At 60.7% G+C, this 22,343-nt stretch carries 21 protein-coding genes and 1 pseudogene; 14 read left to right on the forward strand and 8 right to left on the reverse strand.

Features of this window, described 5'->3' with window-relative positions; genetic code table 11:
• Window positions 1-2: 2 nt before the first annotated feature.
• From QYH43_RS04695 to QYH43_RS04715, 5 genes and pseudogenes are all read left to right on the forward strand, one after another.
• Window positions 3-1,076, forward strand: coding sequence for a microcin C ABC transporter permease YejB (locus QYH43_RS04695; RefSeq protein WP_034146535.1), 1,074 nt, complete (start codon window positions 3-5; stop codon window positions 1,074-1,076).
• A 1-nt stretch (window position 1,077) separates the two neighbouring features.
• Entirely contained in the window at window positions 1,078-2,097 is a 1,020-nt protein-coding gene (locus tag QYH43_RS04700) for an ABC transporter permease (RefSeq protein WP_095059902.1), read from the forward strand.
• A 1-nt stretch (window position 2,098) separates the two neighbouring features.
• Window positions 2,099-3,709 (forward strand): ABC transporter ATP-binding protein, encoded by a 1,611-nt coding sequence (locus QYH43_RS04705; protein WP_095059903.1) that lies wholly within the window; start codon window positions 2,099-2,101, stop codon window positions 3,707-3,709.
• 20 nt (window positions 3,710-3,729) lie between these two features.
• The gene (gene fabI / locus QYH43_RS04710; protein WP_095059904.1) at window positions 3,730-4,524 is read left to right on the forward strand and encodes an enoyl-ACP reductase FabI; all 795 of its coding nucleotides are present in this window, start codon (window positions 3,730-3,732) and stop codon (window positions 4,522-4,524) included.
• Between the two features lie 230 nt (window positions 4,525-4,754).
• Window positions 4,755-4,958: pseudogene (locus QYH43_RS04715) on the forward strand (VOC family protein); the annotation flags it as partial.
• A 145-nt stretch (window positions 4,959-5,103) separates the two neighbouring features.
• Here the strand turns inward: QYH43_RS04715 and QYH43_RS04720 are convergent.
• From QYH43_RS04720 to QYH43_RS04745, 6 genes are all read right to left on the reverse strand, one after another.
• Complete coding sequence (locus tag QYH43_RS04720; protein ID WP_301156520.1) at window positions 5,104-5,685, reverse strand: GGDEF domain-containing protein; 582 nt, start codon at window positions 5,683-5,685, stop codon at window positions 5,104-5,106.
• 74 nt (window positions 5,686-5,759) lie between these two features.
• Entirely contained in the window at window positions 5,760-6,338 is a 579-nt protein-coding gene (locus tag QYH43_RS04725) for a hypothetical protein (protein WP_095151226.1), read from the reverse strand.
• Window position 6,339: 1 nt separating this feature from the next.
• Entirely contained in the window at window positions 6,340-8,508 is a 2,169-nt protein-coding gene (locus QYH43_RS04730) for a xanthine dehydrogenase family protein molybdopterin-binding subunit (protein ID WP_095151227.1), read from the reverse strand.
• An 11-nt stretch (window positions 8,509-8,519) separates the two neighbouring features.
• Entirely contained in the window at window positions 8,520-8,975 is a 456-nt protein-coding gene (locus QYH43_RS04735; protein WP_095059908.1) for a (2Fe-2S)-binding protein, read from the reverse strand.
• 171 nt (window positions 8,976-9,146) lie between these two features.
• Window positions 9,147-10,301 (reverse strand): NnrS family protein, encoded by a 1,155-nt coding sequence (locus tag QYH43_RS04740; protein ID WP_301156521.1) that lies wholly within the window; start codon window positions 10,299-10,301, stop codon window positions 9,147-9,149.
• Window positions 10,301-10,549 carry a transmembrane sensor/regulator PpyR gene (locus tag QYH43_RS04745; RefSeq protein ID WP_301156522.1) on the reverse strand — a complete coding sequence of 83 codons (249 nt, stop codon included), beginning with the start codon at window positions 10,547-10,549 and terminating at the stop codon, window positions 10,301-10,303. The genes QYH43_RS04740 and QYH43_RS04745 overlap by 1 nt, the downstream gene beginning before the upstream one ends.
• A 281-nt stretch (window positions 10,550-10,830) precedes the next feature.
• On the opposite strand from QYH43_RS04745, the gene QYH43_RS04750 reads away from it, so the two are divergent.
• The 5 genes from QYH43_RS04750 (at window position 10,831) to QYH43_RS04770 (ending at window position 16,367) form a co-directional block, all read left to right on the forward strand.
• Window positions 10,831-11,355: a sigma-70 family RNA polymerase sigma factor gene (locus QYH43_RS04750; RefSeq protein WP_301156523.1), complete on the forward strand. Its 525-nt coding sequence runs from the start codon at window positions 10,831-10,833 to the stop codon at window positions 11,353-11,355.
• Complete coding sequence (locus tag QYH43_RS04755) at window positions 11,352-12,335, forward strand: FecR domain-containing protein (RefSeq protein ID WP_301156524.1); 984 nt, start codon at window positions 11,352-11,354, stop codon at window positions 12,333-12,335. The genes QYH43_RS04750 and QYH43_RS04755 overlap by 4 nt, the downstream gene beginning before the upstream one ends.
• A gap of 83 nt (window positions 12,336-12,418) precedes the next feature.
• Window positions 12,419-14,908 carry a TonB-dependent receptor gene (locus QYH43_RS04760; RefSeq protein WP_301156525.1) on the forward strand — a complete coding sequence of 830 codons (2,490 nt, stop codon included), beginning with the start codon at window positions 12,419-12,421 and terminating at the stop codon, window positions 14,906-14,908.
• An 88-nt stretch (window positions 14,909-14,996) separates the two neighbouring features.
• Window positions 14,997-15,500, forward strand: coding sequence for a VOC family protein (locus QYH43_RS04765; RefSeq protein WP_095059914.1), 504 nt, complete (start codon window positions 14,997-14,999; stop codon window positions 15,498-15,500).
• Between the two features lie 33 nt (window positions 15,501-15,533).
• On the forward strand, window positions 15,534-16,367 hold the full coding sequence (locus tag QYH43_RS04770) for an AraC family transcriptional regulator (protein WP_301156526.1): 834 nt from the start codon (window positions 15,534-15,536) through the stop codon (window positions 16,365-16,367).
• A 140-nt stretch (window positions 16,368-16,507) separates the two neighbouring features.
• Here QYH43_RS04770 and QYH43_RS04775 read toward each other — a convergent pair whose 3' ends face one another.
• Together QYH43_RS04775 and QYH43_RS04780 are read right to left on the reverse strand one after the other, a co-directional pair.
• Window positions 16,508-17,095 carry a LysE family translocator gene (locus QYH43_RS04775; RefSeq protein WP_095059916.1) on the reverse strand — a complete coding sequence of 196 codons (588 nt, stop codon included), beginning with the start codon at window positions 17,093-17,095 and terminating at the stop codon, window positions 16,508-16,510.
• A gap of 100 nt (window positions 17,096-17,195) precedes the next feature.
• Window positions 17,196-18,527 (reverse strand): PLP-dependent aminotransferase family protein, encoded by a 1,332-nt coding sequence (locus QYH43_RS04780; protein ID WP_301156527.1) that lies wholly within the window; start codon window positions 18,525-18,527, stop codon window positions 17,196-17,198.
• A gap of 90 nt (window positions 18,528-18,617) precedes the next feature.
• Here QYH43_RS04780 and QYH43_RS04785 point away from each other — a divergent pair, with 90 nt between their 5' ends.
• From QYH43_RS04785 to QYH43_RS04800, 4 genes are all read left to right on the forward strand, one after another.
• On the forward strand, window positions 18,618-19,514 hold the full coding sequence (locus QYH43_RS04785) for a DMT family transporter (protein WP_095059918.1): 897 nt from the start codon (window positions 18,618-18,620) through the stop codon (window positions 19,512-19,514).
• Window positions 19,515-19,722: 208 nt separating this feature from the next.
• Complete coding sequence (locus tag QYH43_RS04790) at window positions 19,723-20,805, forward strand: bifunctional transcriptional activator/DNA repair enzyme AdaA (RefSeq protein ID WP_095059938.1); 1,083 nt, start codon at window positions 19,723-19,725, stop codon at window positions 20,803-20,805.
• 22 nt (window positions 20,806-20,827) lie between these two features.
• Window positions 20,828-21,451: a DNA-3-methyladenine glycosylase gene (locus QYH43_RS04795; RefSeq protein WP_095059919.1), complete on the forward strand. Its 624-nt coding sequence runs from the start codon at window positions 20,828-20,830 to the stop codon at window positions 21,449-21,451.
• A 382-nt stretch (window positions 21,452-21,833) separates the two neighbouring features.
• Complete coding sequence (locus QYH43_RS04800; RefSeq protein WP_095151234.1) at window positions 21,834-22,232, forward strand: PaaI family thioesterase; 399 nt, start codon at window positions 21,834-21,836, stop codon at window positions 22,230-22,232.
• Window positions 22,233-22,343: the final 111 nt, after the last annotated feature.

Raw genomic sequence — 22,343 nt, forward strand, 5'->3', positions numbered from 1 at the left:
AGATGCTGGCGTATATTTTTCGGCGACTGTTGCTGATCATTCCGACCTTGTTCGGTATTTTGCTGATCAACTTCGTGATCATCCAGGCCGCGCCGGGCGGTCCGGTGGAGCAGATGATCGCCAAGCTCGAAGGCTTTGAAGGCGCCACCAGCCGCATTGCCGGTGGCGGTGCCGAAGTCTCGGTGGCCGGATCAGCCTATCGCGGCGCCCAAGGCCTGGACCCGGCGCTGATCAAGGAAATCGAGCACATGTACGGCTTCGACAAATCGGCGCCGGAACGCTTGTGGATCATGGTCAAGAACTACGCGAGTCTGGATTTCGGCGACAGCTTCTTCCGCGACGCCAAGGTCATCGACCTGATCAAGGAAAAGATGCCGGTGTCGATTTCCCTCGGGCTGTGGAGCACGTTGATCATGTACCTCGTGTCGATCCCGCTGGGGATCGCCAAGGCCACGCGACACGGCAGCCACTTCGACGTCTGGACCAGCTCGGCGATCATCGTCGGTTATGCGATCCCGGCGTTCCTGTTTGCCATCCTGCTGATTGTGGTGTTCGCCGGGGGCAGCTATCTGGACTGGTTCCCGTTGCGCGGGCTGACCTCGAACAACTTCGATGAACTGAGCATGGGCGGCAAGATCCTCGATTACTTCTGGCACCTGGCGCTGCCGGTGACCGCACTGGTGATCGGCAACTTCGCGACCATGACCTTGCTGACCAAAAACAGCTTCCTCGACGAGATCAACAAGCAGTACGTGGTCACCGCCAAGGCCAAAGGCCTGACCAATCACCGCGTGTTGTACGGCCATGTGTTCCGCAACGCCATGCTGCTGGTGATCGCCGGGTTCCCGTCAGCGTTCATCGGGATCTTCTTCACCGGTTCGTTACTGGTGGAGGTAATTTTTTCCCTCGACGGCCTCGGGCTCATGAGTTTCGAAGCGGCGATCAACCGCGACTATCCGGTGGTGTTTGGCACCCTCTTCATCTTCACCCTGTTGGGGCTGGTGGTGAAACTGATCGGCGACCTCACCTACACCTTTGTCGATCCGCGCATCGACTTCGAAAGCCGGGAGCATTGAGATGAACCTGTCCCCTCTCAATCGCCGGCGTTTCGAGCTGTTCAAGGCCAACAAGCGTGGCTGGTGGTCGCTGTGGCTGTTCCTGATCCTGTTCGGCGCCAGCCTCGGCGCCGAGTTGATCGCCAACGACAAGCCGTTGGTGGTGCACTACGACAACAACTGGTATTTCCCGGCGCTCAAGCGCTACCCGGAAACCACCTTCGGCGGCGAATTTCCGCTGGAAGCCAACTACAAGAGCCCGTACATCCGCGAATTGCTCAAGGCCAAGGACGCCTGGGTGCTGTGGGCGCCGATTCCCTATAACTACCAGAGCATCAACTACGACCTGAAAGTCCCGGCCCCGGCACCGCCCTCGGCGGACAACCTGCTGGGCACCGATGACCAGGGTCGCGATGTGCTGGCCCGGGTGATTTATGGCTTCCGGATTTCGGTATTGTTTGCCCTGACGCTGACCGTGTTCAGCTCAATCATCGGTGTGATCGCCGGGGCTTTGCAGGGTTTCTACGGCGGCTGGGTCGATCTGGCCGGGCAGCGCTTTCTGGAGATCTGGTCCGGGTTGCCGGTGTTGTACTTGCTGATCATCCTCGCGAGTTTCGTGCAGCCCAACTTCTGGTGGCTGCTGGGGATCATGCTGCTGTTTTCCTGGATGAGCCTGGTGGACGTGGTGCGCGCCGAGTTCCTGCGTGGGCGTAACCTCGAATACGTGCGCGCCGCCCGCGCCCTGGGCATGCAGAACGGTGCGATCATGTTCCGCCACATCCTGCCCAACGCGATGGTCTCGACCATGACCTTCATGCCGTTCATCCTGACCGGCGCCATCGGCACGCTCACGGCCCTGGATTTCCTCGGTTTCGGTTTGCCGGCGGGCAGCCCGTCGCTGGGGGAACTGGTGGCCCAGGGCAAATCCAACCTGCAAGCGCCGTGGCTTGGCATCAGCGCGTTTGCGGTGCTCGCGTTGATGTTGAGTTTGCTGGTGTTCATCGGCGAGTCCGCTCGCGATGCCTTCGACCCGAGGAAGTGAAATGAATCAGGACAATCTGATTGAAGTGCGCGACCTGGCCGTCGAATTCGTCGTCGGCAAACGTTGTCAACGCGCGGTCGAAGGCGTGAGTTTCGACATCAAGCGTGGCGAGACACTGGCCCTGGTCGGCGAAAGTGGCTCGGGCAAATCGGTGACTGCGCACTCGATCCTGCGCCTGTTGCCCTACCCGCTGGCCCGACACCCGTCCGGCACCATCGAATATGACGGGAAAAACTTGCTGGACCTGAACGAAAAGACCATCCGTCATATCCGCGGTAACCGGATTGCGATGATCTTCCAGGAGCCGATGACCTCGCTCAATCCGCTGCATTCGATCGAGAAGCAGATCAACGAGGTGCTCGGCATCCACAAGGGTCTGACGGGAAAAGTGGCGACCAAACGCACGCTGGAGTTGCTGGAGATGGTCGGCATTCCCGAACCCCACAAGCGCCTCAAGGCCCTGCCCCACGAATTGTCCGGTGGTCAGCGTCAGCGCGTGATGATCGCCATGGCCCTGGCCAACGAGCCGGAACTGCTGATCGCCGACGAGCCGACCACCGCACTGGACGTGACCGTTCAGCTGAAAATCCTCGAACTGCTCAAGGAATTGCAGGCTCGCCTGGGCATGGCATTGCTGCTGATCAGCCACGATTTGAACCTTGTGCGAAGAATTGCGCATCGCGTATGTGTCATGCAGCGAGGTTGCATCGTCGAACAGGCATCGTGCGAAGAGTTGTTCCGCGCGCCGCAGCATCCGTACACTCGAGAACTGCTGGCGGCGGAGCCCAGCGGCACGCCGGCGACCAATGTGATTGGCCCGCCGTTGCTGGCGGTCGAGGACCTGAAAGTCTGGTTTCCGATCAAGAAAGGCCTGCTCAAACGCACGGTGGATTACGTCAAAGCGGTCGACGGCATCAATTTCAGCCTGCCCCAGGGTCAGACCTTGGGGATTGTGGGAGAAAGCGGTTCCGGTAAATCGACGCTGGGCCTGGCGATTTTGCGGCTGATCGGCAGCAAAGGCGTCATTCGTTTTGAGGGCAAGCAGCTAGACTGCCTGACGCAGAACGAGGTTCGCCCGTTGCGTCGGGAGATGCAGGTGGTGTTTCAGGACCCGTTTGGCAGCCTGAGCCCGCGGATGTGCGTCAGCGACATCGTTGGCGAAGGCCTGCGGATTCACAAGATGGGCACCGCGCAAGAACAGGAAGCGGCGATTATTGCGGCATTGAAGGAGGTAGGTCTGGATCCGGAAACCCGGCACCGCTACCCCCACGAATTTTCCGGCGGGCAACGGCAGAGAATCGCCATTGCCCGGGCATTGGTGTTAAAACCGGCGTTGATTTTGCTGGACGAGCCGACCTCGGCCCTCGACCGCACCGTACAACGCCAGGTGGTGGAGCTTTTGCGTTCACTGCAAACCAAGTACAACCTGACGTATCTGTTTATCAGCCATGACCTGGCTGTGGTGAAAGCGCTGAGCCACCAGTTGATGGTGGTCAAGCATGGCCAAGTGGTCGAACAGGGAGACGCGCAAAGCATTTTTGCCGCCCCCCAACATCCGTATACACAGCAGTTGCTGGAAGCCGCTTTTTTGGCACCAGCCACTGCGCAATAACCTGAAAAGAGGAGCAACACATGGGTTTTCTCGCCGGTAAGCGCGTACTGATCGTCGGTGTCGCCAGCAAGCTGTCCATCGCATCCGGCATCGCTGCCGCCATGCATCGCGAGGGCGCTGAGCTTGCCTTCACTTATCAGAACGACAAACTCAAGGGTCGTGTCGAAGAGTTCGCACAAGGCTGGGGCTCGAGCCCTGAGCTGTGCTTCCCGTGCGACGTGGCCAGCGACGAAGAAATCGCCAAGGTCTTCGAAGAACTGAGCAAGAAGTGGGACGGCCTGGACTGCATCGTGCACTCCGTCGGCTTCGCCCCGGGCGACCAACTGGACGGCGACTTCACCGAAGCCACCACCCGCGACGGTTTCCGCATTGCTCACGACATCAGCGCCTACAGCTTCGTGGCCCTGGCCAAAGCCGGCCGCGAAATGATGAAAGGCCGCAACGGCAGCCTGCTGACCCTGTCGTACCTGGGCGCCGAGCGCACCATGCCGAACTACAACGTGATGGGCATGGCCAAGGCTTCCCTGGAAGCTGGCGTTCGTTACCTGGCCGGCTCCCTGGGCCCGGACGGTACTCGCGTCAACTGCGTATCGGCTGGCCCGATCCGCACCCTCGCCGCTTCTGGCATCAAGAACTTCCGCAAGATGCTGGCCGCGAACGAAGCGCAAACTCCGCTGCGCCGCAACGTCACCATCGACGAAGTCGGCAACGCCGGCGCCTTCCTGTGCTCGGACCTGGCGTCTGGCATCAGCGGTGAAATCATGTACGTGGACGGTGGTTTCAACACCACGGCCATGGGCAACATCGAAGAGTAATCTTCGGCTAGCCAAATAAAGAACCCGCCAAGCCTGGCGGGTTTTTTATGCCTGTGATTTCTTGAACGCGGTTAAATCCCTGTAGGAGCAAGCTACTCGCGAAGATGTCAGCACATTCACCCTCGGTGGTGGCTGAGACACCGCTATCGCGAGCAAGCTTGCTCCTACAGGGATTGTGTTTGATCGACTATTGTTTTTTATCAACTCAATCCATCGTCGAGGCATGCACAATGCAGCTATCCCCTTTTCACTTGGCCATCCCCGTCTACGACCTGGCCGCAGCGCGACATTTTTACGGCTCGGTATTCGGCCTGGAAGAAGGACGGTCCAGCGACCACTGGGTCGACTTCAGTTTCTTCGGCCATCAGCTGGTGATTCACCTGGCGCCGAAGAACGCGCCCCAGGAAGCCGCTCACACCAACGCCGTGGATGGCATTTGCTCTTATGAGAAATCAGAGCAAATACCTGTCAGCCTGAGAGTTCAAGGTTGCCGGACAACATAGAATCTCCCACATTTGAAATGCGTACCCCTGTAGGAGCCGGCTTGCCGGCGAAGAGGCCCGCCCAGACAGCATCGCACTACAGGCCCATCACCCGCTCCGTCTCGGCCAACAATTGCTCCACCGAACCCTGAAGCGCCGAATCGTACTCAACCTGCTCCACACTGAACCGAATGTCATAACTGCGGCTAGCCGTGGCGTTGCGTTCGTCGAGAATTTCCTTGAGTCGCGTCTTTATCGATTCGATCTCCACGGTGCTGGAACCGGTCAACAACACAACAAACCGGTCGCCCCCGAGGCGTCCGACAACGTCGTTTTCGCGGAACCCGATGCGCAGCACATCGGCGAAGGTCTTGAGCACGTCATCGCCTTCGACCCGCCCATAGAGGTAGTTGATGTGTTTGAACTCATCAAGGGTGAAGTACAGCAGCGTTGCCGGAATTTCCAGCTGCTCACACGCGTCGAGCCCCAGCTGGGCCAGTGCGATGAAGCCGTGGCGATTGGACAGCAGCGTCAGCTCGTCCATGCTCGCCATCTGCACGCCCATCAATTCCTGCTCGGCCTGACGCGCCAGATCACGCAGTCGTTCACGCGCCTGCTGCGGCGTGAGCAACAGCGTCGCATATCGACCGGGTTTGCCCGGTTTGCCTGGAATTAACATCGTTGACTCCCTTGGCGGTTATGCACTTTAGAGTCGCCCATAACCGTATTGACTCCCTGTTCACGCGCCGTTGGTCAGCTTCCCGCCACCGGGCACGGTCCTCCCGCGTCTGCCCATTGTTTGAACTGTGTGACGAAAATGTCGTGGGGCACCGGCACCGGTGCGCGATGACCGCCCGGGTTCCAGCCCCACAACACCAGTTTGTCGTCGCTGACGTGCTTGATCAGGGCGGCAAAATCCCGATCGCCATTGCTGGAGCGATCCTTGATCATCGCGCACAAGCGATCTGGCGGCAGGCCTATCCAGGCCATGCGATGGGCGGCCGGTGGCAGGCTCCAGTGCGGGGCGCCGGGTGGCGCGTTAGGGCCGTAACTGGCCGGTGGATTGCTTTGGGCATGGCACGTCGCGCAGGGCAATCCCGCCGAGCCCTTACCGTCGAGGCCGCGCACGACGTTCATGGCATGGGGCACGCCGGCATCGAATTGCAGCGGCGAATCCCCTGGAATGTGGCAGTTCTGGCAACGCGGGCTCTGGAAGACTTTCTGCACGGTATCGAATGCCTTCAAGGCTTCCCGGTCATCCGCAAACAGGTCCGAGGCATAGCCGGCCAGGCCGATCAACACCACGGCAGCGAGAACCAGATGTCGTTTCATCTCACACCCCCGACAGTTGCAGCGGCAGCTCCCGCAAGCGCTGCCCGGTCAGGGCAAACACCGCGTTGGCCACCGCTGGCGCCGTGGGTGGCACGCCGACCTCGCCGACGCCGCCGGGTTTGTCACTGCTGGGCACGATATGCACTTCGACCACCGGCATTTCGTTCAGTCGCAGCACTTGGTAATCGTGATAGTTGGACTGCTCCACCTGCCCGTTCTTGAGGGTCAGCTTGCTGTGCAAGGTGAAGCTGAGGCCAAAGGTGATGCCCGACTCCATTTGCGCGGCAATGCTTTGCGGGTTGACCGCAATGCCGCAGTCCACCGCGCACACCACGCGGTGCACGCGGATGTGCAGGTTGTCCTGGGACACTTCGGCCACCTGCGCCACGTAGCTGCCGAAGGACTCATGCACCGCCACGCCCAATGCGTGGCCGTCCGGCAGCGGTGCTTTCCAGTTGGCTTTTTCCACGGCCAGGTTCAGCACGCCGAGATGGCGTGGATGGTCCTTGAGCAACGTTCGTCGATACTCGACCGGGTCTTTGCCCGCCGCCGTGGCGAGCTCATCGATCAACGATTCCATGACAAACGCGGTGTGCGTGTGCCCCACCGAGCGCAACCACAGCACGCTGATCCCGGTGGTTGGCGAGTGCAATTCGACCTGATGGTTAGCCAACCCCACGATATAAGGGCTGTCGGCCACGCCTTCGACGGAGGTTTTGTCGATGCCGTCCTTGACCATGGTCGCTTCGAGGGAAGTCCCGGCCATGATCGATTGCCCGACCATCACATGTTTCCAGGCCAACGGCAGCCCGTCGGCGCCCAAACCGATGCGTGCATGGTGCAAAAATGCCGAGCGGTAATAACCGCCACGGATATCGTCCTCCCGCGCCCACACGGTTTTCACCGGCCCGCCCGCTGCCTTGGCGACGTACACCGCTTCGCTGACGAAGTCCGAGGTCGGATTGGCCCGCCGCCCGAAACCGCCACCGAGGAACTCGGTGTGGATCTCGACCTGCTCGGGTTTGAGCCCGGTGATTTTCCCCGCGATCATCTGGTCCAGCGTCTGGAACTGCGTACCGGTCCAGATTTCACATTTGTCCTGGGTGATGCGCACCGTGCAATTGAGCGGTTCCATTGGCGCGTGTGCCAGGTACGGCACGCTGTATTCGGCGTCGATCGTCTTCGTCGCTTTCGCCAGTGCAGCCTTGGTATCCCCCGCCTGCCCGGCATTCAAACCGGGCGTCGTGGCGAGTTTGCGAAAGGTTTCCAACAATGTCTCGCTGTCGAGTCCAGCGTTCGGCCCCGGTTCCCAATCGACTTTCAGCGCATCGCGCCCCAGTTTCGCCGCCCAATAGTGATCGGCAATCACTGCCACACCGGTCGGCACCTGCACCACTTTGTGCACCCCGGGAATCGCCAGCGCCTCGGCGCCTTCAAAGGATTTGACGGTGCCGCCGAATACCGGCGAACGGGCAACCATGGCAGTCATCAGCCCATCGAATTGCACGTCCATGCCGAATTTCGCCCGGCCGGTGATTTTTTCCGGCGTGTCCAGGCGCGGGGTGGGTTTGCCGATGAGTCGCCAGTCCTTCGGCTCCTTGAGTTTGATCGACGCCGGAGCCGGGACCGCAAGCTTGCCCGCGTCATCGGCCAATTCGCCATACGTGGCGCGGTGTTCACCGGCGATGACCACGCCCGGCTCGGTGTGGATTTCGGAGGGTGCAACGTTGAAGCGCTTGGCCGCCGCGTCGATCAACATCAGGCGTGCCGCCGCACCGGCCTGGCGGTAGCGATCGAACTCCATCCAGATCGAGGTCGAGCCGCCGGTGATTTGCATCCCGCCAAACCCGGCCATGCCGTAATCGGCCGCCGATGCTGGTGAATGCACCACACGGATTTTCGACCAGTCGGCGTCCAGTTCCTCGGCGATCAGCATGGTCAGGCCGGTCCAGATGCCCTGGCCCATTTCGGAATGCCCGAGCAACACGGTGACGCTGTTGTCATTGCCGATGCGCAGGAAGGCATTCGGCGCGAACACATTGCCCTGATTCTCGGCACCGAGGGCAAAACGGTGGCCGCCGGGAATGACAAAGGCCACCACCAGTCCCCCGCAGAGCACGGCACCGCCCTTGAGGAAACCACGGCGCGAGACAGCGTTGATGTCGTTCATGATTCGATCCCTCAACCCAGCTCGGACGCGCGCTTGACTGCCGCACGAATCCTTGGATACGTGCCACAACGGCAGATGTTGCCGGAGAGCGCCTGATCGATATCGCTGTCGGTCGGTTTCGGAATTTTCGCCAGCAAGGCGGCTGCCGACATGATCTGCCCGGACTGGCAGTAGCCACACTGAACCACGTCCAGTTCAGCCCAGGCTTGCTGCACCGGGTGCGAGCCATCAGCAGAGAGCCCTTCAATGGTGAGGATTTTCTGGCCATGGGCCACCGCCGTGGCCGGCGTGATACAGGCACGCAGTGGCGCACCATCGACATGCACGGTGCAGGCGCCGCATTGGGCCATGCCACAACCGAATTTGGTACCGGTGAGATGAGCGAAGTCGCGAAGGACCCAAAGCAGCGGCATGTCGGCGGGGACATCCAGCTCCTGATCCTTGCCATTGATGTTCAAGGTCAGCATGGCGCAATTCCTCAGACGCACGGTGATCTGAAGGGGCGTCGCTGTGGTTCTGGAGCACCTACGCGCGCCTCGGGTTATCCCTTTAGCTAAGCGCAATTTTCCCCGGGGACCTGATGCATCGACCACCGGTCACAAGAAAGCCGCCTCAATGGGCGGCTATGGACGCCTGATTTAGAGCCTCGGGCGCCACAGGATTCCGGCGTAACGCCACACGAACAGGCCAAACGCCGTACACCAGAGCAGTGCCGACAGTGCCAGTCCATCGCTGGAGAATGCCACCAGCACAACCCGGCACACCCCGGCCGCCAGCAAGAGGACAAAACCCGCCACGATCATTTTGGACGGTTTCAACTCTCGCCCGGTATGACCGAGACTGACCCGCGCAATCATCGCCAGGATCAGCCCGCCAATACCGCCCACCGCCAGCGCATGAGTGGCCAGGGTTTGCTGATCAAGTACACCGGCATGCCACAGCGTCATGGCCAGCGTTGCGACCACAATCCATGCATAGGTCAGATACAACGACCACAACAACGGCACCCGCCACAATCCCCGATCATGCCAGCGCCACAGGCGCATCACATGCAGCACGCTCATCAATCCAAACAAACCGGCCAACCAAAGCCGGGGGACATCATTCAAACCACCGGCAAACGAAACCGCCGCGAGCATGGCGCTGACCATGAGCATTTTGCCGGGTAACGGATTCACCGCAGGCGCGGCAGGACGATTCAACCCTCGCTGGATGAAGAACGGAATCACACGACCACCAATCACACTCATCAGCGCGCCGATCAACCACAATGCCGCCAACACACCGTGCCGTTGCAGATTGGCGTCCTCCAGGGTGACCCCCGTCAGCGTCAATGCCTGACAGCCAGCCAGCAACGTGATCATCAGCAGGATCGGATAATTTTCGCGCTTGCGGGCAGCCACCAGATCTCGCCCCAGCACCCAGGCGAGCAGCGGCAGGAATGGAATTTCCATCACGAACAAAAGCGCCGAAGGAATCGGCAGGAACCACGCCAGACGCGCCAGCAGCCATACCAGCACCAGCCCGATCAGTGGCCAGCCATTGAGCCCCGGCCGACCGGTCCAGTTCGGCACCGCAGTCAACAGGAACCCGGCAACGATTGCACCGGCAAAACCGAAAGGCATTTCATGCCGATGCCAGGCGAGCATGCCACCCACCGGTTGCGTACCGGGTAAATGGCCGTACAGCCAGGCACCCCACAGGGCCACGGCGATCGCCGCGAACCCCGCACCGGCGAGAAAGAACGGGCGAAAGCCCAGACTGAAAACGGGAGCTGCAGCCAACTTGCGCATCAAGCGATCGCTCCGCCTGCCGGTGCGTCGAGGCGATACTGGGACAGCAGTCGCATCACGTAACCGATTTTCAGCAAGGTCGGACCGAGAATGGTCATTGCATGCATCGACACCAACGCCGGGATCGAAAGCGTGCCGGCGTACAGATAAGCGCCGTAGATGCCGGCGAGCAGCATGGCCACGCCCACCCCGAGCACTCGACTCGACAGCTGCAATACGTTCTGAGGGTTGCTGAACAGTTGGGACATGTTCTGGTACTCCTGAAGTCGTTCAGTTGTACGTTTGTTGTTTCACGATCCGTGCCATTTCGGCAGCCCTTGCAGATCGAGCCTTTCAGGCATCAGCAGTCAATATGACCAACAGCAAAAATAGTCATAATGACTCAACACAACGTCATTTTGACTACGCTCATGTTGGTACTGACTAAAAGCAAACCAATATCATTTGCACTGCTCATGGCCTTTTGCTTTAATCGCGATCCATTCTTATTTGCACAAGGGCGAGGATCGCCCATGGACATGCACTCACGATGACGGTTGCCGATACCTCCTGCGTCCAGAACCTCTACATCAGCCATCACCGCTGGTTGCACGAGCTGCTGCGTCGACGCCTGAGCAATGCGTTCGATGCCGCCGACCTGGCCCACGACACCTTCATCCGCGTGCTCAAGCGCCCACCGGTATTCGACGGCGAAACCCACGAACGCTCTTATCTGGCGACCATCGCCCGGGGCTTGTGCATCGATCACTGGCGGCGCCGGCAGCTCGAACAGGCGTGGCTCGACACGTTGGCCGCGCAACCCCAGGCGGTTCAGCCCTCGCCCGAGCAGCGCGCGATCATCGTCGAAACGCTGTATGAAGTGGACGCCATGCTGCAACGTTTGCCCCAACGCGTGCGCGAAGCGTTCATTCTGGCGCAACTGCACGGCCTGGCATACCGCGTCATTGCCGAGGAAATCGGCGTGTGCGAGCGCATGGTGAAAAAGTACCTGGCCCAGGCCTTGATGCATTGCGCGATCCTTGAGGCCGAACTCGACGGCCTGCTGATTCAATGAACCGGATCGCCACCAACGCCATCAGCCATGGAAGCCTTGAGCAAGCGGCGCAGTGGTATGTGCAACTCAACGATGAACAAGTCGGCGAGCAGGACCGCCAGCGCTGGCAAGCCTGGCTGGCGCAAAGCGGCGAGCATCAGGCGGCCTGGCAGTATGTCGAGCGGGTCGGCCAACGTTTTGCCGCGTTGCAGGACGATCATCAGCACGCGGCCGGCCAGGTGTTGCGCAACGCCGGGCGCCTGCCAATCAGTCGCCGCCAGACCGTGAAGAGCCTGCTGATCCTGGCCTCGGGCGGCGTGTTGGGATGGAGTGCCTGGCGGGAAACCGCCCTGCCGCTCACCCTGGCGCGCTGGACCGCCGACCTCTCCACTGGCACCGGTGAAACCCGCGAAACTCGACTCAGTGACGGCAGCCAGATCTGGCTCAACGCCTTGAGCGCACTGAATGTGCGTTTCGACGCCACACAACGCTTGCTGCTGTTACAGGCTGGGGAAGTGTTGATCGACACCGCCAAGGACCACGTTCGTCCGTTGCTGGTGCAAACCACCGAGGGCCGGATGCGCGCACTGGGTACGCGTTTCAGCGTACGTCAGGACGACGGAAAAACCCTGCTGAATGTCTACGAAGGCGCCGTCGAAGTCCGCACCGCCCACGGGTTGATGCAGGTGGTCGAGGCCGGAGGACAACTGTCATTCAGCGAAGACCACCTCCCTGCCCCGATTGCTGCCACGCCAGGCCGTGAAGCCTGGCGCCGTGGAATATTGCTGGCAGATAACCTGCCGCTGGGCCAGTTGCTCGAAGAGTTAAGCCGTTACCGCCCCGGACATCTGGGCTGCGACCCGGCCGTTGCCGAATTGCCGGTCATGGGTTCGTTCCCGCTCAAAGACACCGACCAGGCCTTGCGTCTGCTGGAAGCGGCGTTGCCGATCCGGGTGGAAAAGCCGTTGGACTGGTGGGTCAACGTGGCCGCGAAAGCGTGAGGCTGGTTTTTTTCGTCGTGCCGGTGCCCTTTTCGGGTTTTCGCTCGGTTTACCCTTAAAGCCGTTAGATTGTCGGGAACTTCATGTCGCGCTTCCCCCCTACTCGCCGCCCCTGCGCTTTGCACCTGTCGGTGCTGGCCCTGGCGTTCGGCGTGGCGGGTTTTGCGGCGCCAACCGTCCAGGCCGACACCCAGTCGAGCAATGAACGATCCAGCGCGCAACAACGCCATTACGCGATCCCTGCCGGTTCCCTGGTCAGCGCCCTCAACCGCTTTGCCGAGCAGGCGGGAGTGTTTCTCGCGGGACACAACGACCTGGCTGCCGGCAAGCGCAGCCCCGGCCTGAAGGGTGACTACAGCGAGCAGCAAGCCTTGCATCAACTGCTGCAAGGCACCGGCCTTCAGGCGCAAGCCCAAGGAGACGGCGGCTACGTGCTGCGCGCCGCGCCCGCTGCAACAGGCCCGCTGGAACTGGGCGCCACGAGCATTTCCGGACAAACGCAGGGGTCGATCAGCGAAGATTCACATGCCTACACCGTCGGCTCTAGCGCTTCGGCCACGGGTCTGCCCCTGTCCCTGCGCGAGACACCGCAATCGGTCACGGTCATCACCCGTCAACTCCTGGACGACCAGGGCTCCACCAGCATTGCCGACGCCCTGCGCCGCGTACCGGGCATCAGCGTGCAAAACTACGACAGCGAACGCTGGGAGTTCTCCAGCCGTGGCCTGCCGGTCACCAACTTTCAGTACGACGGCGTCAACACCGACTACGACGGTGTCTACGACTACGGCACCACCAGCACTGACATGGCGATCTTCGACCGCGTCGAAATCATCAAAGGTGCAACCGGCCTGATGACCGGTTCGGGGGATCCGTCGGCGACGGTCAACCTGATCAGGAAGCGCCCGACCCAGGCATTCCAGGCTTCGGTCAGCGCTGCCGTCGGCTCTTGGGACAGCTACCGCAGCGAAGCGGATATCGCGGGTCCGCTGATCGAAAGCGGTCATCTGCGTGGACGCTTTGTCGGGGTGTATCAGGACCGCAGCGCTTACGCCGACCACTACCAGAACACCAAAGACATCGCCTACGGCATTCTCGAAGCCGACCTGACGCCGGATACGTTGCTGACTTTCGGCATCGACCAACAGAACACCCGCTCTCGCGGTGCCAGCTGGACGGGGTTTCCGATGTACAACAGCGACGGTTCGCGCACCGATTTCTCCCGCTCGTTCAACCCGGCCACGGACTGGAGCCGTCGCGACTTCAACAACCAGACATTCTTCGCCTCGGTGGATCAGCAGCTGGCCCACGACTGGGCACTCAAGGTCAGTTACGACCGCAAGCACCGCCAGCACGACACCTTCCTCGCCTCCGCCAGCGGCGGTAATCCGGACCCGGTGACCGGGGACGGCATGTTCATGTACATGGGCAAATTCGAAGGCGATCAGGTTCAGGACAATATCGACATCAACCTGACCGGCCCTTTCACTTTGCTCGGTCGCGAACATGAACTGATCGCAGGCTTCATGTCGATGAACACCCGCCAGGACATCCCGGTCTACGGCTCGGTTTATCCGCCCTTGAATAGCAGCATTTACGACTGGCACGGCGAGTTTGCAAAACCGGACATTCCACGGGTGGGCGACAACGACATTGAGCAGCGCCAGACCGGCCTCTACGTGGCCACCCGACTCAAACCCAGCGACGAGCTGGCGCTGATCCTCGGCACCCGGGTCAGCGATTTCAAAGGTCACGATGATCTGGATTACCGCGACACGGACACCGCCGACATCCGCGACAGCTATCGCCAGAGCGGTGTGGTCACGCCCTACGCCGGGCTGGTCTACGACCTCGACGATACCTACTCGCTGTACTCCAGCTACACCAGCATCTATCAGCCGCAAATGAGCAAGGATGCCAACCGGCAATTGCTCGATCCGGTGCAAGGCAACAGCTACGAAGCGGGGATCAAGGCCGATTATTTCGGCGGTCGCCTGAATGCCAGGTTCGCGGTCTATCGCGTCGAGCAGGACAACATCGCCGAGTACGTCAGCGGGGTCGACGCCGAGTCGGTGTACCGTGCGGTGCAGGGTGCGACCACCAAGGGCTTCGAAGTCGAACTCGCGGGAGAGCTGAGCGAAGGCTGGAATATTTCGGCCGGCTACACCTACAACCATACCCGCGATACCCACGGCGATTACGTCTACGGTTCGGTCCTGCAAACCACAGCGCCGGAACAACTGGTGCGGGTGTTCAGCACCTATCGCCTGCCGGGGCGATGGAGCTCGCTCACGCTCGGCGGCGGCGTGAACTGGCAAAGCGAGTTCTTCGGCAACGTGTTCCAGCCCAACCCCGCCGACAGCGTCAACTTCGGCCAGGACTCGACCATCACCCAGCGCAGTTACGCGCTGGTGGACGTGATGGCGCGCTACCGTTTCAACGAACACCTGAGCACCACGTTGAACGTGAAGAACCTGTTCGACAAAACCTACTACACCGGGCTGGGCAACTTTGGCACCGGTTTCTACGGCGAACCGCGCGCCCTGCAACTGACCACCCGCTGGCAATTCTGAACCCGGGTCGATCTACGGTACTGCCGAACGGGCTCAGGCTGGCTACGCTTTAAATCCAGCCTGCATAACCTGCCTAGGAGTGCCCGCCATGCAACGCGTTCAAAAACTCACGCCCTGCCTGTGGTTTGACGATCAAGCCGAAGATGCCGCGAAGTTCTACTGCTCGATCTTCGATCATTCGAAAATCACTGGCATGACCCACTATGGCAAAGCCGGGTTTGAATTCCACGGCCGCCCTGAAGGCTCGGTCATGACCGTCAGCTTCGAACTCGACGGGCAGAGCTTCACCGGACTCAACGGAGGGCCGCTGTTCAAGTTCAGCGAAGCGATTTCGTTCCAGGTCAATTGCCAGACCCAGGATGAAGTCGACCACTACTGGGGCAACCTGTCGGCCGGTGGCGTGCCTGAAGCGCAGCAATGCGGCTGGCTCAAGGACAAGTTCGGGCTGTCGTGGCAGATCGTGCCCGTCGCCATGATGGACATGATGAAAGACCCCGACACGAAGAAATCCCAACGTGCCATGGCCGCGATGATGCAGATGAAAAAACTCGATATCGCGGCGTTGCAGCGAGCCTTTGACGGCGAGAGCTAATACACTCAGGCGCTGACCTGCCGAGGACCGAGCATGAAGCATTCCGCCGCCAAAGACGCCGACAAGGCCCCACGCTTCTGGCGCGATGACGCCCTGCCCTTTATCGAAGTCCGCTCGATCGCCGACGGTCGTGAGGTCTGCTACACCCGGCATTCTCACGAGCACTTTTCCATCGGTGCGATCACCGCAGGCAGCAGCACCTATATCCATGAGCAGTCCGAGTTTGCGGTCGACGTCGGCACCGTCGTGTTGATGAACCCGGGAGACGTCCACGCCTGTAATCCCATCGATGATCAGCCGTGGTCCTACGTAATGCTGTACGTCGATACGCCGTGGCTGACCGATCTGCAGCATCAGCTCGGGTTCAGTGACGACTTGGCGTTTCGCCGGTTTTCGGTCACCCACACGCGAGATGCCAGTCTGTTTGCAGGCCTCAACGACTTGTATGAGGTGCTGGTCGATCCGCAACAGGATGTCTTGCGCAAACAGAGCCTGGCGGTGGAGTTCTTCGGCGAAGTGCAATTGCAGCTCAACCCGGTAGCGCAACCGCTGCGCGAACCCAACTTCAAACTGGAACGCGCTGCCGAGTACATTCGTGACAACTGCACGCGCATGCTCAAGCTGGAAGACATTTGCGCGGCTGCTCAGCTGTCACCGTCTTACCTGATCCGGGCGTTCAAACAGCATTTCGGCATGACGCCCCACGCCTTCCTGGTCAACCGCCGCATCCAGTTCGCTCAAGACCAATTGCGCAGCGGCAAACTGATCGCCGACGTGGCGCTGGAAGCGGGGTTTGCCGATCAGGCGCATTTTCAACGGGCGTTCAAACAGCATCTGGCGGCGACACCGGGACAGTATCGCGGCTGAATCCGTGGCTGATGCTGAACCTGTGCCTGACACCGAACCTGTGGCTAATGCTGAACCTGCCTGCACAATGGGATTGAAGAAAAGCGAGGGCCGCTTCGCAGCCCAGCGGGAGCAAGCTCCCTCGCCACAAAAAGCCGCGCCTATGGCAACAGCAAATACACCGCACTCACCACCAACAACAACGCCATCGCCCGGTTGAACAAGCGCATGCCCGCGGGATTGTTCAAGTAGCCGCGCAGGAACGTGCCGGCATAGGCCCAGCAACCGACCGACGCATAACAAATCACCAGATACACCGCCGCGAACTGCCACACCAGCCGCGCTTCGCCATCGGCAACAAACGCGCCCATACCGGCCACGCAAGCCAGCCAGGCTTTCGGGTTGAGCCATTGCATGACCGCGCCGTACAACATCGACGGGGCTCGCGCCGAATCCTTGGCCTCCACCTGCCCATTGTCGGCAGCCAGCTTGTAGGCCATGTACAACAGAAACGCCACGCCCGCCCATTGCACCACTTGCGTCAGCGCCGGCCACAACTGCAACAGCTCATGCAGCCCCAACCCCATCAACACCAGCAGCAAGACAAACCCCAGCGTCGCCCCGGCCACATGACGCTGGCTGGCCCTGAAGCCGAACCGCGCCCCGGAGCTCAACGCCACAATGTTCACCGGCCCCGGCGTGATTGAAGCGACCAACGCAAACGCCGCCATCGATATCATCAAACTCATCACACACCTTCTTCCATTGAGTTGAACCAGGCCTGAAGGTAAAGACCCACCGCAACCCCGTATTGAAGAAAAATGCCCTGCCCCGATTAACCAGCGAAGATCAGGTGTACAGACTGACGATTCTCTTCACTTTCACCAGCGCCTGGCGCAGTGAATCCATGTCCACCGACCCCAGCGCGAGGCGTATCGCGTGGGGCACATGAGCCGTGATCGCAAAGGGTTCTGCCGGCGACACCGACACCTGCTCGCGCATCAGTGCCATGGCGACCTGATCGGCGCGCGCATCTTCGGCCAACGGCAACCAGATGAAGTACGAAGAAGGATGGCTGATGTATTTGAGTCCTTGCAGCACCTCGCGGGCCAGGGTTTGCCGAACCTGTGCATCGGCGCGCTTTTGCATCTCCAACTGGCTGACGGTGCCGTCGTCGAGCCAGGCAGTGACAATCGCAGTCATCACGCCGGGGGTGTTCCAGGTGGTCGCCATGATCGTGCGCTCGAACGCCGCCATCCATTGGACGGGCGCGGCCACAAATCCGACGCGCAGTCCCGTGGCGACATTCTTGGATAGGCCTGAAACGTACACCGTCCTTTCGGGCGCCATCTCGGCCAAGGGTGGCGGCACGTCTTCGGCGAGAAACGCGTAGGCCGCATCCTCGATAATCATCAAGTCATGCTGGCGTGCAATCGCCACCAAATGTTTGCGCTGATCAACGTCCATCACCCAGCCTAACGGGTTGTGCAGGGTCGGCATCGAGTAGACCGCCCGAACCGATCGGCTCTGGCAGAGCTTTGCCAGCGCCGGCAAATCGGGCCCATTGTCGGTGACTGGAATGGGCAAGACTTCAAGGTGCAGGGTTTCGGCCAGCGTCTTGAAGCCGGGATAGGTCAACGCATCGGCCGCTATCACATCGCCGGGTTTGAGCAACGCCATCATCGTCACCGCCAGGCCATGCTGGGCGCCGCTGACGATCAGCACCTGCTCGGCCGGTACGTTCAACCCACGCTCCAGCAGATGCCGCGCCACCGAGGCCCGCTCGTGCAAGCGGCCCGCATGGGGCTGATAGCGCAGCAGGGATTCCAGATCACCGGACAACGCCAACTGGCGCAAGGCATTGCGCAACAGGTCCGCCTGGCCCGGCAATGACGGGTAGTTGAAGTTGAGGTCAATCATCCCCGCCGCCACCACGGACTGCGAAATACCCTGGCCGGGCGGTAGTGACGTCTCCCGCACGAAAGTCCCACGCCCGGTTTCACCGCTGACCAACCCCATGCCCTCAAGCTCTGCATACACCCGGCTGGCGGTCACCAGCGCCAGCCCGTGTTCGGTGGCCAATTGCCGATGCGTTGGCAACCGTGTACCGGGCGGCAAAAGCCCCGACCGGATGTCGGCGGCAAAGGCGTCCACCAGGGTTTTATAGCGTGATCGCGGCATGTCGAGATGTATCCATGACAATTTTTTGATTGTATCGATAGCCGATCATACGATGGATTTCATGCAATCAAAACACTGAGCGAGCGCGAAATGGAACGGACTTCGGAATTGCCAAAACACACGTCGGACAACGCCACCCGCGGCTGGATCAATGGCCTGATCGGTGTGGTGATCTTCAGCGGTTCACTGCCGGCGACGCGGGTGGCGGTGCTGGAATTCGATCCGGTTTTCCTGACGGTCGCCCGCGCCACCATCGCCGCGATGCTGGCGTTGTGTCTGCTGTGGTTGTTCAAGGAGAAGCGTCCCGCACGCCATCAGCTCATGCCCCTGACCATCGTTGCCCTGGGCGTGGTGATCGGTTTTCCCCTGCTGACTGCGCTGGCACTGCAATACGTGACGTCCGCGCATTCCATCGTCTTCGTCGGTCTGTTGCCGTTGGCGACAGCAGTGTTCGGTGTGTTGCGCGGTGGCGAGCGACCACGGCCGGCGTTCTGGATTTTCTCGGTGCTGGGCAGTCTGCTGGTGGTGGGTTACGCCCTGTCCCAAGGGTTGACCGCCTCACCCGAGGGCGACCTCTTGATGTTGTTGGCGATCCTGGCCTGTGGGCTCGGCTATGCCGAAGGCGCAAAACTGTCCCGCACCCTCGGTGGCTGGCAGGTGATTTGCTGGGCGCTGGTGTTGTCGTTGCCGTTGGTCGCGGTGCTGACCTGGATGCGCATGCCCGCGTCCTTCAGCGGTATCAGTATGCCGGCGTGGTTCAGCCTGGGTTACGTGTCGCTGTTCAGCATGTTGATCGGGTTTGTATTCTGGTATCGCGGGCTCGCACAAGGCGGAATCGCGGCTGTCGGGCAACTGCAACTGTTGCAACCGTTCTTTGGCCTGACACTGGCCGCCACCCTGCTGCACGAACAAGTCAGCCTCGGCATGCTGGGCGTTACTGTGGCGGTGATCCTGTGTGTCGCCGGGGCGAAGAAGTTCGCCAAGTAGCCGGTTGTACGGTGGTTTGCGCCCAGGACTGTTTCGGTCAAACCACCAAGGCGATCCTGATTTTCGCGTCGTGTCAGTCGCTTCAATAGCGAATGATTTGACGCTATCGCGAGCAGGCTCGCTCCTACAGGGGGAGTTGAGTTGAAAGAAGAAATTCTCTGTCGATTTTCCGGTGGAGGCCGACCGTGACGCGTTCTATGCTGCGTCCATGAACCTACAACACACGCTGCTTCCACCCCACGCCGAGATGGTCCGCGCCATGCTCGAACGAGACACCGCCTACGAGGGGGTGTTCTTTACGGCGGTCAGGACCACCGGCATTTTCTGTCGCCCCAGTTGCACGGCGCGCAAGCCGAAACCGGAGAATGTCGAATTTTTTGCCAATGCCGACGAGTGCCTGTCGGCCGGCTACCGCGCGTGCCTGCGGTGCAAGCCGCTGGATGCTGCCGCTATTGCACCAGACTGGGTGCAAACGTTGCTCACATCGGTGGACGCCGATCCCGAGCTGCGCTGGACCGATGCCCAGTTGCAGGCACAAGGCATCGAACCGCTGAAACTGCGCCGCTGGTTCAAGCAACATTTCGGCATGACCTTTCACGCCTGGCTGCGTACCCGGCGCCTGGGCATGGCATTGGGCGGGATCAAACAGGGCGATTCCATCGACAGCGCCGCGTTCGACTCAGGCTACGAATCCCTGAGTGGTTTTCGCGATGCGTTCCAGAAATCCTTTCACACCACGCCGGGGCGTGCTGCCCACAGTGAGCCCCTGCTGTTTACGCGCCTGACCACGCCGCTGGGGCCGATGATCGCCATGGCCGAACGCCGTGGGCTGGTGTTGCTGGAGTTTCTCGATCGGCCCGCCCTCACCCGTGAAATCGAAGCGTTGCAGCACCGCCATGGCTACGCTGTAGCCCCCGGGCACAACGCACATTTGCAAAAGATCGAGGTTCAACTGGCGGCGTACTTCGCCGGCAATCTCATGGAGTTCAGTGTGCCCTTGCACATGCCCGGCTCCGAGTTTTCCCGGCAGGTCTGGGCCGAACTGGCGAAAATCCCTTACGGCCAGACCACCACCTACGGCGCCATCGCGGCGCTCCTCGGCAAACCCGGCGCCAGTCGCGCGGTGGGCCTGGCCAACGGACATAATCGCCTGTCGATTGTGGTGCCCTGCCATCGGGTGATCGGCGCCGACGGTTCGTTGACCGGTTATGGCGGCGGACAACCGCGCAAGGCGTTCCTGCTCAGGCTTGAGCATGCGAAAACACAGATGACACGTCAGTTGGCGTTCTGAAAATTCGATCAAGAAGGACTTGATGGGTAACCTCGACCCCTATTTGCCCGCCAGTGAATTCCTGGCCTCCCTTGATGACGACTGGCGCCGTCACATCGACGCTATCGGCCCGTGCCTGCATCAACCGCATCCGGCGCGTGATCCTTATGAATCGCTGGTGCGCGCGATTGCCTATCAACAATTGCACGCCAAGGCCGGCGACGCGATTGTCGGGCGGCTGGTGGGTTTGTTGGGTACTGGGGGTTTTCCACGACCGGAACAACTGGTCGCCACGGATTTCGATCAATTGCGCAGCTGTGGCTTTTCCGCCAGCAAGATAGCGACCATTCAGGGCATTGCTCAGGCCGCGCTGGACGGCATCGTTCCCGATTACGCCACGGCGCTGGCGATGGACGATGAAGCCTTGATCGAACGCCTGATCACCTTGCGCGGCGTGGGTCGCTGGACCGTGGAAATGCTGTTGATCTACAGCCTGGAACGACCGGATATCCTGCCCGCCGATGACTTCGGCGTACGCGAAGGTTATCGGCGGCTCAAAGGGCTGGAGGTGCAACCGACCCGCAAGCAGATGATGGAGATAGGCCTGGCGTGGAGTCCATATCGGACGGTGGCAGCATGGTATTTGTGGCGCGTGCCTGGTCGGTAGACCGCGTTATCGTTCATCGCAAGCAAACTTGCTCCTACAGCTCATCGCTAGCAGGCTAGCTCCCACAGGGGATTGCATTTCAAATGTGGGAGCTAGCCTGCTAGCGATGACGTCGGCACATTCAACACATCATCCACGGTCGATCACAATCCAGAGTTCAACCGACTGAACGCCCTGACCAACGCCCGGTTGAACGCCAGCTCCTACAATGACCGGTGCGGAACAAGACCTCTGTGGAGCCCCAAAAACCTGTGGGAGCTGGCTTGCCAGCGAAGGGACCAGCCCATTCACCACAAATCCGCCTGCCTATCACCCGCTCTCATGGTCGATGACACCCACCACCTCCCGGCGCATGTTGATGCCTCAATCGGAGGGATTCGTCATGCTCAACACACTCAAACAGATCAACTCGACCTCAGCCTTCAACCGCTGGGCCGGATTTGAAGTCACCCGCGCCGAAAGTGGCGAAGCCGAGCTCACCCTGGCGTTTCGCGAAGCCGACATGGCGCAATACGCCGGGTTCCTGCATGCCGGCCTGATTGGCGCGATGCTCGATACCGCCTGCGGTTTTGCCGCCGGAACGGTCGCCGGCAACGTGCTGGCGTCGCATTTTTCGGTCAATTGCCTTTCGCCCGCCGTCGGTGAAGTCTTCATCGCCCGGGGTCGCGTGGTGAAGGCCGGCAAGAAGCAGGTATTCGCCCACGCCGAGTTGTTCGCGCAAACCGGTGATCAGTTGAAACTGGTGGCGACGGGCGACGCGATTCTGGTGCCCGTCGAATAGCCCTGACGGTCTGTGCTGGGCGAGGTGTGGCATGAGCGCCTCGGCCTGATTTTCTGAGAATAATTATCAACTTTTTTCACGCGGCAGTTCCCCTTTGCGTTTTTGGTTCGG

It is taken from the genome of Pseudomonas sp. C32 (assembly GCF_030417915.1).
GTDB lineage: Bacteria > Pseudomonadota > Gammaproteobacteria > Pseudomonadales > Pseudomonadaceae > Aquipseudomonas.